The 12,596-nt window shown below is 37.2% G+C and carries 12 protein-coding genes and 1 riboswitch; of the genes, 6 read left to right on the top strand and 6 right to left on the bottom strand.

Annotated elements, in window-relative coordinates; translation table 11 throughout:
• The first annotated feature begins 462 nt into the window (after positions 1-462).
• From GHC26_RS08870 to lipA, 3 genes are all read left to right on the top strand, one after another.
• Positions 463-1,860, top strand: coding sequence for a DHA2 family efflux MFS transporter permease subunit (locus GHC26_RS08870; RefSeq protein ID WP_163970915.1), 1,398 nt, complete (start codon positions 463-465; stop codon positions 1,858-1,860).
• Between the two features lie 257 nt (positions 1,861-2,117).
• Positions 2,118-2,223: riboswitch (TPP riboswitch) on the top strand.
• 170 nt (positions 2,224-2,393) lie between these two features.
• Entirely contained in the window at positions 2,394-3,242 is an 849-nt protein-coding gene (locus GHC26_RS08875; protein ID WP_163970916.1) for a lipoate--protein ligase family protein, read from the top strand.
• Positions 3,235-4,170, top strand: coding sequence for a lipoyl synthase (lipA, locus tag GHC26_RS08880; protein WP_163970917.1), 936 nt, complete (start codon positions 3,235-3,237; stop codon positions 4,168-4,170). The genes GHC26_RS08875 and lipA overlap by 8 nt, the downstream gene beginning before the upstream one ends.
• A 73-nt stretch (positions 4,171-4,243) precedes the next feature.
• On the opposite strand, the gene GHC26_RS08885 is transcribed toward lipA, so the two are convergent.
• The 4 genes from GHC26_RS08885 to GHC26_RS08900 all read right to left on the bottom strand — a co-directional run bounded on the left by GHC26_RS08885 (position 4,244) and on the right by GHC26_RS08900 (position 6,344).
• Positions 4,244-4,456, bottom strand: coding sequence for a hypothetical protein (locus GHC26_RS08885; protein ID WP_163970918.1), 213 nt, complete (start codon positions 4,454-4,456; stop codon positions 4,244-4,246).
• A gap of 92 nt (positions 4,457-4,548) precedes the next feature.
• Positions 4,549-5,025: a hypothetical protein gene (locus GHC26_RS08890; protein ID WP_163970919.1), complete on the bottom strand. Its 477-nt coding sequence runs from the start codon at positions 5,023-5,025 to the stop codon at positions 4,549-4,551.
• A gap of 8 nt (positions 5,026-5,033) precedes the next feature.
• Positions 5,034-5,315, bottom strand: a complete 282-nt coding sequence (locus GHC26_RS08895; protein ID WP_163970920.1) for a hypothetical protein — start codon at positions 5,313-5,315, stop codon at positions 5,034-5,036.
• Between the two features lie 6 nt (positions 5,316-5,321).
• Positions 5,322-6,344 carry a DUF3231 family protein gene (locus GHC26_RS08900; protein WP_163970921.1) on the bottom strand — a complete coding sequence of 341 codons (1,023 nt, stop codon included), beginning with the start codon at positions 6,342-6,344 and terminating at the stop codon, positions 5,322-5,324.
• Positions 6,345-6,653: 309 nt separating this feature from the next.
• On the opposite strand from GHC26_RS08900, the gene GHC26_RS08905 reads away from it, so the two are divergent.
• The 3 genes from GHC26_RS08905 to GHC26_RS08915 are packed head-to-tail and all read left to right on the top strand — an operon-like array spanning position 6,654 to position 10,481.
• Positions 6,654-8,201: a spore germination protein gene (locus GHC26_RS08905; protein WP_163970922.1), complete on the top strand. Its 1,548-nt coding sequence runs from the start codon at positions 6,654-6,656 to the stop codon at positions 8,199-8,201.
• A gap of 2 nt (positions 8,202-8,203) precedes the next feature.
• Positions 8,204-9,307, top strand: coding sequence for a GerAB/ArcD/ProY family transporter (locus GHC26_RS08910; protein ID WP_163970923.1), 1,104 nt, complete (start codon positions 8,204-8,206; stop codon positions 9,305-9,307).
• The gene (locus tag GHC26_RS08915) at positions 9,300-10,481 is read left to right on the top strand and encodes a Ger(x)C family spore germination protein (RefSeq protein ID WP_163970924.1); all 1,182 of its coding nucleotides are present in this window, start codon (positions 9,300-9,302) and stop codon (positions 10,479-10,481) included. The genes GHC26_RS08910 and GHC26_RS08915 overlap by 8 nt, the downstream gene beginning before the upstream one ends.
• A 158-nt stretch (positions 10,482-10,639) precedes the next feature.
• Here GHC26_RS08915 and opp4C read toward each other — a convergent pair whose 3' ends face one another.
• Positions 10,640-11,563: an oligopeptide ABC transporter permease gene (opp4C, locus tag GHC26_RS08920; RefSeq protein WP_163970925.1), complete on the bottom strand. Its 924-nt coding sequence runs from the start codon at positions 11,561-11,563 to the stop codon at positions 10,640-10,642.
• Between the two features lie 11 nt (positions 11,564-11,574).
• Entirely contained in the window at positions 11,575-12,543 is a 969-nt protein-coding gene (locus GHC26_RS08925; RefSeq protein ID WP_163970926.1) for an ABC transporter permease, read from the bottom strand.
• Positions 12,544-12,596: the final 53 nt, after the last annotated feature.

Below are 12,596 nucleotides of genomic sequence, written 5' to 3' on the forward strand. Positions count from 1 at the left end.
AGTCATGAAATCCAATAAAGTTACTGCGTATAATATAGAAAATGCGATGTAAGAAAGAAACAAAATATGCGAAAAGCGCCTTAAAATAAGATTTGCCAGCCTCCCCAAAAACTCTCCTATAAACCTGCCATCCTTACCCATGATCGAAATAAGTGGTATTCTGAATGTTGAATCGATGATGAATTAATAGATGAAAAGGTAATTCACTATTGATCTACTGATGAAACATGATATGGTATGTAGTGTTATGTTTAATGAGGAAACCAAGAAAAAGACGGTGTGTATATCTACATACTAGCATCTATTTTTTATTCCATAATCATCCGAAACAATGGAAAGATTAATTTTATCCTAAGCACTCTAAAGAAATTGGTTCCATCCAAAATCCTAAAATGCATATCGATTACGTGATAGCTGTTAGTGGGAGCTTGTGGAGGGAGTATGTTGAGGGAGGGTCAGAATATGACTTCGGCAAATTTATCACCTTTACATAGACGTTTAATTGTTGCAACTACATTGTCTGCATCTTTTTTATCTGTTCTTACGCAGTTTCTACTCATCACGGCTTTTCCAAAAATCATGATTGAATTTGATATTAACTCAAGTGACGTTCAGTGGCTGACGACCAGCTTTATGTTAACAGTAGCCATTCTTATCCCGATAACGGCTTATTTAATTGATAGATTTAAAACAAGGACATTAATGATGAGCGCGATGATCTTGTTTTTTACAGGTACATTGCTTGGCTTCGTTGCGCCTTCCTTTTCCATCTTAATTGTGGGACGCGTCATTCAAGGAATTGGCTCTGGGATCATGATACCATTAATGCAAACAATAATGTTTCTTATTTACCCAAAAGAAAAAAGAGGGCTTGCAATGGGATTTGCTGGGCTCGTGATTAATGTTGCTCCTGCGGTTGGCCCTCCGATATCTGGTCTTTTAATTCAATATTTCGAATGGCGTGCCTTGTTTCTCTTAACACTTCCGGTTGCAGCATGTATTATGCTTTTGGTCTTCTTGTTTATGCGTAACATTACAGAGCAACGAAAAACAGAAATTGACATTTTATCTATTTTTTTATCAATAATTGGTTTTGGTGGGATGCTTTATGGATTCAACAAGATAGAGGAAGCAGGAATAACGGATGCAGTCACGCTTGCCAGTCTGATTGCGGGCGCTTTAGCATTGGGGTTATTTGTATTTCGGCAGTTGCGGTTGCAGATGCCTATTTTGGAACTTCGTGTGCTTAAAGTACCTGTTTTTGCACTTGTCGCGTTTGTTTCAATCCTTTCTTTCAGTTTATTGATTTCCATTGAGACGATTTTGCCGATGCATGTGCAGAACACGCAGCAGTTTTCAGCTTATTATGGAGGCTTGATTGTTATGCCTGGTGCCTTAACACTCGCTGTCATGTCTCTTTTCGCAGGCAGATTGTTCGATAAATACGGTGATAAAACCATTGCGATTATTGGCTTTGTTTTACTCTGTCTAAGCACACTTGGTTTTTATTTTATGCTCGACCTAGATACGCCTTTCGTTATTACAATGGTCTTATTTATGGTTTCTATGGCTGGTGTCGCATTGATTAATATGCCAATCATGACCGCTGGTATCAATGCTTTGCCTGATGCTTTAATTCCTCATGGGACTGCGGTTATCAATACTGCCCGCCAATTTGGGGGATCGTTGGGATTAACATTTATTATCTCCTTTATCAGCAGGACTGCTGCAGAATCTGAAATACCAGATCCGCTTGATTACCTGGCCGGAGTGAAAAAAGCCTTTTTCGTCGCGTTTTTATTTGCCATTACTGGATTGATTCTCTCATTCTTTTTAAAAAAGAGTAACTCACTGGAATAGCTACTAAAAATACAAGAAATCCTACTTTGGAAGTAAAATAATAATTTAACGTCTTTTTTCATTTCTTGCATTAGGTGAAACACATCTCTTATGAATAATTTTACGTCGTGATTTTCTTGTTTTTTGGAGTGCTGGCATTTTAGCACAACAATCTTATTTGGAAGTCATACTAGATAGAGTGTGACTGTAATTTTTTTCTATAATTACCAAAAATCTTTACACGGATTTTTTAAATTGATATAATAATTTCGTAATATAAAAAGCACTAGGGGAGCCGTGGATGGCTGAGAATAACTATTGTGGTTTAAACCCTTTGCACCCGATATAGGTAATACTAGCGTGGGTAAGTGTGGTCTATTCGATACATATGTTATATTTTATGGATATACGAAATGGACTGCATTCAATTTTTTGGGGTGCAGTTTTTTATACTATCAAAATTTTATTGAATCGGTTGATACAAAGAATTTCGCCATAAGGACTTGGCGAAAATCAAGTTTTTCAATGCAGGAACAAGTTAATGAGGAGATGATTTGTTGCAGGAACAATGGTATTTTTTAGATAGTGGGCACCATGATGCAGCAATAAATATGGCACTAGATGAATCACTATTAAATTGGCAAAGTGAAGGTAAGATTCCCCCGACTTTACATTTTTATGGATGGTCCCGACCGACACTTTCTGTTGGTCAATTTCAAAAAGTACATAAATCGATTAATTTTGATGCCATTGAGGACTATAATTGTCAATTTGTTCGTCGCCTAACTGGTGGTAGTGCAGTGTTACATGATAATGAACTGACATACAGTATTGTGATTTCAGAAGAACACCCAGCTATCCCAGCTTCAATTCAGGAAGCTTACTACATTTTATCAAAAGGGTTGGCAAAAGGATTTAAAAACCTCGGAATTGAGGTAGATTATGCGGTTCCAGATAAACGGAGTTCTAAAGAAAGATCAGCCGTATGCTTCGAAAAAGCTGCGTTTTACGAAATGATTGTAAATGGCAAAAAATTATCAGGAAATGCGCAAACGAGGAAAAAAGGTGTCTTGCTTCAACATGGTTCCATCCCAATGAGTTTAGATACCAACATGCTTTACGACTTGTTCCAATTCCCTTCTGAAAAAATAAAACAAAAGAAACGGAACGCATTTCAAGATAAAGCGGTTACCATTAATCAGGTTACAAATAAAACACATACCTTTGAGATGTTGAAAGAAGCATTCACGGATGGATTTAAAACGGGCTTAAACATTTCATTGAAACCGTTTAAACTGACAGAAGAACAGTGGGATGAAGTACATCATTTAGCGAAGACGAAATATAGTTCGGCAGAATGGAATTATAATCGATTACTAAAGGAGTCTATAACAAATGTCTAAACAAGAAACCTATGTTCGGAAACCAGAATGGCTAAAAACGAAGATTAATACCAATAAATCGTATAAAGGTTTAAAAAAGTTAATGCGGGAAAACCGTTTGAATACGGTTTGTGAAGAGGCTAGATGTCCTAATATTCATGAGTGCTGGAGTGAACGGCAAACAGCCACATTTATGATTTTAGGTGACACATGCACAAGAGGATGCCGATTCTGTGCGGTTAAAACAGGACTTCCAAATGAACTTGACTGGGGAGAACCAAAACGAGTAGCAGACTCTGTGAAAGTAATGGGGTTAAAACATGTTGTTGTAACTGCTGTTGCCCGTGATGATTTGAAAGATGGGGGTGCAGCTGTTTTTGCGGAAACAGTTCGTGCAATCAGGAAAGAGAACCCTGGCTGCAGTATTGAAATATTACCGTCCGATATGAAAGGGGATTACGAAAGCCTCCATACATTAATGGATAGTAAACCAGATATTTTCAACCATAATATTGAAACAGTTAGACGGTTAACAAAGAAAGTACGTGCTATTGCTCGATATGAGCGTTCATTGGAATTATTAAAGCGTGTCAAAGAAATAGCACCAACTACACCAACAAAGTCCAGTATTATGGTTGGACTTGGGGAAACAAAGGAAGAAATTATCGAAGCGATGGATGATTTATTAGCTCATAATGTAGACATTATAACAATTGGCCAGTATTTGCAGCCAACTAAAAAACATTTGAATGTAGAGCGCTACTATCATCCAGATGAATTTGAAGAATTAAAAGAAATTGCTTTACAGAAAGGCTTTAAGCATTGTGAATCTGGTCCATTAGTGAGATCTTCTTATCATGCAGATGAACAGGTGAGTGCGGCTTCCAAACAAAATAGAATTAAATATATGCAAGGTGTGGAACAACAGGAAGGGAAACAGGTGTTTTAACATTTTGTACCAAGAGAAACATGTCAATGAGTGAATGACATGTTTCTCTTTTTTGGTAAAAGTCATCATAAATTTAACGTTTATCTTTTACTTGAGGATCTTGTTCAATTGAAGCGGATGCCCCCGTATGGCCTCTTTTATAGCCCTTATCCAGCTGGCCAGCATTCTCTATATCACCAGACATTTGGTAACCTCCAATTTCCCGGTTACCAGTTGCCCCATAAAGCCCCATTTCGGTTAATTCTATATTTACATTTTCTTGTTTTTTATTATTCTTATCAGCCATAAATAAACACCCCCTACATTAATATCCTAACCAAAGAGGTGTCCGTTATCCTAAGTATCGTACTGCCAAATTTTCGTTAGTGAAGGCTGCTTTTAGCTATATTTTTTCAATAATATTCGTCGTAAGATAAATCCTATAACTAAGCCGATTGGCAAACAAAATATCGGTAACCACATTGGCCCAATCAGAAATCCGAAAATGGAAAACGATGGAGAAAAAATCAGGCCTAATGTAACAAAATAGGCACCGAAAACAAAAGGGAGGAATATAAAAGGTTCATGATCATCACTTGCATCCCGATAGGCATCCCACATCGTAAAGAAGTACAAACACGGATAAAACATAAGCCATTGGTAATTTGTTTGTTCAATTGCTCCTTGAATATTCCCGTGATAACTTAAAATAATAATTTTATTGAAATTCCCCATTACATTAACAATGATTTCTAACCCAACAAACAACAAACCTTTAATATACTTCTCATTTAGTAACTGTGCAAATCCAGGTAGGGCAATACTCCATAGCAGCGCTTCTAGTTTTTTATTTTTTTTATCGATTAACTGTTCCATGGTTGTACCTATATTGTAATGATTTCTGTGTTCGCTGCTATTAATGGGACATGTAACCCAACAGAGTGTACGTAAATGTTCGCCCTATAATCGTTTTTTCTGGATCTGGATGTCTGTTTAGTTGTTGTTTTTCGTAATGAATACCGCATTTTTAGGAGTACGCGAAAGGCTTTCGATATTGGTGTTACAGCATTAAACGATTCACTGATTAATACCCAGCCACCATGAAAAGGATTAGAATGTAAGAGCGTTTTTTTTATTTGGGGTAGGATGTATGCTTGGTCTTTCATTCACCTTTACTCCTCTCGGGTATTGTTTTTTACTAGTTCATCACGATCAACCATTCGAGGCGGTTCCTCGACCCAACCATTATCAATCATGATGTTTGAACCATCTTCGGAATATAATGCGATTTCACCACTAAGACGCGTATAATGTGTCGCTAAATCTCTTCTAACATTTGTGGTTATACCCATACTATAGAAACTAATCCCCAGCGTGATCATTTCTGTAACATGATACATCATTAATTTATCGGAAAAAGGCGCGATAGTAGCAGAATCGGTTACCATTGCATCTGAACCTGATGGTGTAGGGACATCATGGTCTTTTAGAATAGAGCTAAACACGTTTACATGCTTTTTTGCTATTTCGATTCCACGGATAATAAAGTCTTTTACTTCTTTTGACTTCACTACTTGACTAAAGCCTGTCAATGTAGCAATCCCTAAACTATTACGTTGAATATTGTCATGAAGGTTGGCAATTTCTATCGCGGTTAGTGGTCTACGCTCGCCAAACCATCCAGTTAAGAATCCTTGTTTTTTTACAAAATCCACTTTATTAGGTGTAGGAATAACGGGGGGTCTCGTGTAAACCCCTTTCGACAATGCAACAGTCATTGCTTTTTGATGGATCTCGTTATATTCCCGAAGCCCCTCTGAAAAAAAGGAATAGACATCTTCTCGAGTAGACATGGTTACCGATCCCGAGAAAGAAAATAAGCCTAGTTTCCCCATTTGAAGAACATATTGCAAAAAGTAATTGTCACTGTAAAGTCGTGGAGCATCAAAATTTACATCATCATCTGTAAAACCAAAAGGAATAGGCTTATTTTCCTTTTTGAATATCGTAGTAAGTTTTTCCATTTGTGATAGTGACAGCGACTGGGCATCCTGTAGAACGGGTTTGATGTCTTCGTCTTCCACTTTTTCAAGAAAATACGCAAGAACAGTGGATGTTACACTAGCATTCATATAGGCTCCCCATATTTGGGATAACTCTGATGCTGTTAAATTTACTTGTTTATCCTTTTCCATATAACAAATTCCTCCTAAGACGATAAGATCATTTTGGTATAGTTTCTCGAATCGAGATGGGAAATATACAAAATGGTTGTTGAAAAAGAAATAGGAAAAATGCGTTTAATAAGGCCTTTGTTCCACGTTAGGAAAGTATAAAATTTTAGCTAAGATGTGGACTCGACGTAGCTAAAATTTTTACGTCCCAAGTATAAGAAAAACTATCACCTTCGCTAAAAGACGAGCGAATGCGAGTTTTTCTAAGAATATTTTTACCGTCTTATGGGAAAGAAATAATAAGTATCTCCAATGGATGGAGGGAATATGATGGTGTTGGATTCATTTTTTAGACGACGAAAGAAAAAGATAAAGGATAACGAAGAAAACTTTTCACTCACGATCTTGAAGAGTCTAGATGAAAATATAGCCAATTTAAAAAGAATGTTAGAAGACCCGAATGACTTAGTAATCCGTGAGTTTACAATAGGGGACAGTGAGCATACATGTGCGATTGCTTATATTGATGGATTAGTAGATAAACAACTTATTCATGACAATATTATTAAAAATTTACAGCTAAGAATCCAACAAAAAGAATTGCCAAACAATGCGGAACAACTATTAGATGTCATCTATCAAGAAATCATATCTGTAACTGGATTAAAAGAGGAGACATCATTTGACAAGTTATCCAATGCATTGCTATCTGGTAGTACGATTCTTTATCTAGAGGGAATCGATAAGGTTTTAGTACTGGAAACGATGGGGTGGGAAACTCGATCTATTGAAGAACCTGTTTCTGAAACATTAATCCGTGGGTCAAGGGAAGGGTTTGTAGAGAATTTACGAACGAATATGGTCTTAATTCGCCGCTATATTCGGGATCCAAATTTGCGCTTTAAGACACATCAAGTAGGACGTCGTTCCAAGAAAAAGCTTGTTGTAAGCTATATAGATGGTGTTATTCATCCAGATATTTTAAAAGAGGTTAATCGTAGACTCGAAACGATAGATATGGATGATGCACCAGAATCAGGGTTTATCGAACAATGGACTGAAGATAGCTTTTTGTCACCATTTCCGCAGATGGATAATACGGAAAGACCAGATAAAGTTGCTACATCCCTTTTGCAAGGAAAGGTTGCCATTCTATTAGATGGAACACCTTTCGTTTTGATTACGCCTGTAACATTGGGAAATACGTTACAATCTCCTGAAGATTACTATGAACGATGGTTGATCGGTTCACTTTTACGCGCGTTGCGATATCTCGCTTCTTTCATTGCCATGTTTGCACCTTCCTTATATATTGCGTTAGTGTCGTTTCATCAGGGGATGATTCCGTCTGACCTTGCTTTTTCTATTGCTGCGACTAGACAAGGTGTCCCGTTTCCTGCTTTTGTTGAAGCCATCTTTATGGGAATAACGATGGAACTGTTACGAGAAGCAGGGGCACGACTACCAAAGGCAATTGGACAAACAATTGGGATTGTAGGTGGTTTAGTAATTGGTGAAGCAGCTGTTCAAGCAGGGATTGTTAGTCCGATTATGGTTATTATTGTTGCATTAACAGCTGTTGCTTCCTTTACCATTCCATCTTACAGTGTTGCAATTTCCTTTCGAATACTACGGTTTGCTTTAATGATAGCAGCTGCAGTTTTAGGACTATATGGGATCATTCTCGTGTACATTATGATCAATATACATATTGTAAACTTAAAAAGTATTGGTGTTCCATATTCTAGTCCATTTGCTCCAAATTTCTTAGGGGATTGGACTGATCTCGTTTTACGTGCTCCTGTTCCAATGCTAACAAAACGGCCAAAATATATGCAAACCAATGATAAAGAGGCTGCTGACAAAGGAGAGCACTAATCATGAAACAGTTTGAATATGCTGATGAGAAAATAAGTGATAAAGAAATTATGATTGCTATACCCTCGATGATTGTAGCAGTTGGAATCTTAACACTTCCTAGGGATTTAGCCGAAAATAGTTTAAGTGCAGATGGGTGGATAGCTATACTTATAAGTGGTATCCTCTTTTGCTTTTTAACATGGATGGTAGCTAAATTGGCAGTTCAATTTCCAAATGAAACTTTCTTTACGTATGCATCAAGGCTAGTTCCAAAACCTGTGGCAATCGTATTTACTTTGTTGTATGTTGTCTTAGGGATTATGTTTGCAGCCTATGAAGTACGAGAACTCTCTGACTTGGCGGGTAATTATTTATTTGATCAGACCCCAGTTGAAGTAATAGCACTCGCCTTTTTACTTGTTGTGGTATATGGGGCATCAGGTTCTCGAGCAGGAATCTTTCGTTTAAATATGATGTTTTTTCCCATTATTGGCTTTATTGGCGTTTCAATAGTATTCTTTTCACTTGGCTGGTTTAAAGTTGAAAATTTACTACCTATGTTTGAAACGAGTCTCACCGATCATGTTGAGACCCTTAAGGTAAGTACATTATCGTATAGTGGATTTAGTATTTTACTATTTTATATCGCCTTAGTTCGCCAACCAAAGAAGGTACCAAAAATGGTGGTCGCAGGTGTGTCAATTGCTGTGTTATTGTATTTGATTTTATTTATCACAAGTGTTGGTGTATTTGGTATCGCAACAGCACACTTAATTTATCCAATCGTTGAACTAGGGAAAGTTATTGAAGTACCAGGTGGATTTTTTGAACGATTTGAATCCATCTTTTTCGTGGTATGGATTATGGCTATCTTTAATACAACGCTTATGGCCTTGGATATTGCTGTATATGGATTACAATCTATCTTTACAAGGATAAAGAAGGTAAAACTGTTACTGTTTTTAACTCCCCTTATTTTTGTCATTAGTATGTTTCCACAAAACTATATGGAAATTGCTCTATTAGGTCGATTTATTAGCTACTATGAATTGATATTGACAGGATTTGTTACGACCTTATTGTTAATCATCGCTAGTAGAAAAGGGGGAAAAACTGGTGGCTAAAATATGTATATCTATTTATTGTGCACTTTGTATCCTATTAGTTGGATGTTGGGATCGGATTGAGATTGAGGAACGTGGTTTTATTATTGGTGCATCCGTTGATTTAGCGGAAAACCACCAAAATAACAATCAAGAATTAATGCTGACAAGTCAGTTTGTCGTACCTTCTGGGCTTGGAGCACCAACTGATGGAGGAAATAGTAGTGGAGCATTTATGAATCTTTCTGTTACAGGGAATAGTTTATTTGATATGAACCGAGATATGGCCAAATTAACGAGCTTAACACCATTTTATGAACATTTAAAAGTAATTATTATATCCGAAGAAGTTGTACGTGAGCCACATGTATTTGGGAATGTGATGGACATTTTCATTCGTGATCATGAAATGCGTAGAGGTGTAAAGGTCGTAATTTCAGAGGGACAAGCACAACAAACTTTCGATATGAAACCGAAAAATGAGGATTTGCCAGCAATCTTTATTGAATCTGTGATGGAAAATAGTACAGCTAATGCTAATGTATTAGAGCCGATCCATCTAGGAGAAGTACATGAATATTTGTTAGGGAATCGTAGTTTTGTATTACCCCGTATTTTCCCATTAGGAAATAGTGTTGAATATGAAGGAGCAGCAGTATTTCAGGGGGATACAAACAAGATGGTCGGAATATTGGAGGGAGATGAGGCAAAAGGATTGGGCTATGTAACAAAAGAAAATAAAGGAGGTGTCGTAAAAACAACGATAGATGACCAAATAGTAACATTGGAAATTGAACGTTCTAAAAGTGATATTACCCTTAAAAATAAAAAAAGGGGAAATCTAAAAATTGATATTAAAATTGATATGGAGGTTGGAATTGCAGAAACATTTGGCTCTCGAAGAATCACCAGCCCGAAATTTATTGAAAAGGCCGAGAAAGCAGGAAGTAATCAAATAAAAGAAATAGTGAATCAAACAATTAAAAAAGTACAAGAACAATACGAGGCAGATGTGCTAGGAATTGATAATGTCCTCCAGAATGAACATTATGATTTATGGAAAGAAATAAGAGAAGACTGGGACAAAGGAGAAAATTACTTTGTGCAAAGTACGATCAACGTAAAAGCAGATGTGAAGGTTATTGAGAGTGGTGTATCAGATAAGATTACTAATAAAAATAGGCGTGATTACTAATGTTGGAGGAACTTGCAGATCGAATTCTAAATAGGATAACAATTGCATGCACCGTACTGTCCTTTTTCATTCCATATATTATCTATAAAATAAACAAGAGCCTCCACAAATATGGAGACCCACCATGGAAAAAGACAAACAATTGATTGCCTTGAAGCTTAACGTTCTTTACTTTTTGGATCAAAGGCATCACGAAGACCATCCCCAATAAAGTTTATGGACAAAACTGTTATGAATATGGCTAACCCTGGAGGAACCCATGCTTCTGGATGTTCCCTTAGAATACGTACATTCATTGCCTCTGAAATCATGTTCCCCCATGATGGCGTTGGCTGCGGTATGCCAAAGCCAATAAAACTTAGTCCAGCTTCAATAATAATATAGGTAGCCATCATTAATGTTGCGTTAACGATAATTGGTCCAATTGCATTTGGGATAAAGTGTCTAAATATAATGCGAATATCACTTGCCCCAATGGCACGTGCACCTAGAACAAACTCTTGTTCACGCAGCGACAAATATGTTCCCCGAATTATACGCGTTAAATTCGGCCATGATGTTAATGCTATAATAGTGATAAACAAAGGGATGGTCAGTTCTTCTATGATAGCTATAATCGTTAAGGCAAGCACAAGAAATGGTAACATAAGCATAATATCTGCTGCTCGCATAATGACACCATCAATTTTCCCACCGTAGTAACCAGAAATTGATCCTAAAATAACTCCGATGGCAAGTGTGAAAAACATGGCACTAAAGCCGACAATTAGCGAAATACGGCCACCATATAACAACCTTGCAAAGTTATCTTGACCTTGGCCATTTGTTCCTAAAATATGTTCATCACTTGGTCCTTGCTCAATTAACAAAAGATTTGTTCTTTCTGGATCTAAATCTGTAAATAAAGGAGCGAGAGCGCAGGTGGTCGTAATCGTTAATAACACAAATACACTAATTACGGCTAATTTATTTTTCATGAATCGACGTAATGCTAATTGAAATGGGCTTTTACTTTTCTTTTGTTCTTCTCTAGGTTCCATTTCCGGATGTGTCGATAATGTTTCTTGTGAATTTGATTGCATATCATCTCACCTCAATCGTATCGGATTCGTGGGTCCACAATACTGTAAAAAATATCGGCCAGTAAATTACCTATTAGGATAAGTACTCCAAGTATTAAGGCAATAGCCATCACAACAGGGAAATCACGGTTTGTAACAGAGCTTATAAACAACGTTCCTAGACCAGGGTATTGAAAGACCTGCTCGGTAATCACCGCACCACTTAATAGAACGCCAATTTCAAATCCCATTAAGGTGATAATCGGAATAAGCGCATTGCGAAGTGTGTGTTTGTAGAGAACACTATTTTCAGTCATCCCTTTTGCTCTTGCAGTACGAATATAGTCACTACCTAGAACATCGAGAACTTCCGAACGCATGTAGCGCATATAGGTTGCTGTTCCGGCCAAACCAAGTGTTATTCCAGGCAATACCATGTGATGCAGACGGTCGAGAAAACTTCCGAAGCCAGCAGCACCTGGAGAAGAAAGTGTTCCTTGTGCTGGGAACCACCCTAACTGAATCGATAAAAAGTAAATTGCAATCAATCCAAAAAAGAAGTTTGGAATTGCCAGCCCTAAAAAGCCAAATCCTGTTGCACCATAATCAAGTAGTGAATAGGGACGTCTCGCCGAATATATACCAATAGGAATACTTACAATTATCGTAATAAACAACGAAAAAAGCCCTAAATAAAGTGTGTTTGCAAACCGCGCTTCAATTAAATCCATTACGGTACGGCCGTTAAAAACTAACGAGTCTCCAAAATCTCCTTGTGCAGCAGAGCTTACCCAATGCCAATATTGTACAGGTAGCGGATCATTTAATCCTAGTGCTTCTCGTTGTTGCTCGTATACTTCTGGATCAACATTCGGATCAGCTAAGGACTGTCCTGTTAAAGCATCCCCTGGTGCTAGTTGAGCTAGCGTAAATACAATAACGGTAAGAGCGAAAAGCATTGGAATGAAAACGAGTATACGACGTATTATATATTTGTACATAAATTAACCCCCGATCTAAACAAGATTTTTCATACGACTAGGAATAATTTAAA

Source organism: Oceanobacillus halotolerans (genome assembly GCF_010993955.1).
GTDB lineage: Bacteria > Bacillota > Bacilli > Bacillales > Amphibacillaceae > Oceanibacillus_A > Oceanibacillus_A halotolerans.

What these genes read in the sequence shown, in the direction of transcription:
- GHC26_RS08870 (WP_163970915.1), top strand. Translation starts at nt 463, where the DNA reads ATGACTTCGGCAAATTTATCACCTTTACATAGACGTTTAATTGTTGCA.
- lipA (WP_163970917.1), top strand. Translation starts at nt 3,235, where the DNA reads ATGTCTAAACAAGAAACCTATGTTCGGAAACCAGAATGGCTAAAAACG.
- GHC26_RS08885 (WP_163970918.1), bottom strand. Translation starts at nt 4,456, where the DNA reads ATGGCTGATAAGAATAATAAAAAACAAGAAAATGTAAATATAGAATTA.
- GHC26_RS08890 (WP_163970919.1), bottom strand. Translation starts at nt 5,025, where the DNA reads ATGGAACAGTTAATCGATAAAAAAAATAAAAAACTAGAAGCGCTGCTA.
- GHC26_RS08895 (WP_163970920.1), bottom strand. Translation starts at nt 5,315, where the DNA reads ATGAAAGACCAAGCATACATCCTACCCCAAATAAAAAAAACGCTCTTA.
- GHC26_RS08900 (WP_163970921.1), bottom strand. Translation starts at nt 6,344, where the DNA reads ATGGAAAAGGATAAACAAGTAAATTTAACAGCATCAGAGTTATCCCAA.
- GHC26_RS08905 (WP_163970922.1), top strand. Translation starts at nt 6,654, where the DNA reads ATGGTGTTGGATTCATTTTTTAGACGACGAAAGAAAAAGATAAAGGAT.
- GHC26_RS08910 (WP_163970923.1), top strand. Translation starts at nt 8,204, where the DNA reads ATGAAACAGTTTGAATATGCTGATGAGAAAATAAGTGATAAAGAAATT.
- opp4C (WP_163970925.1), bottom strand. Translation starts at nt 11,563, where the DNA reads ATGCAATCAAATTCACAAGAAACATTATCGACACATCCGGAAATGGAA.
- GHC26_RS08925 (WP_163970926.1), bottom strand. Translation starts at nt 12,543, where the DNA reads ATGTACAAATATATAATACGTCGTATACTCGTTTTCATTCCAATGCTT.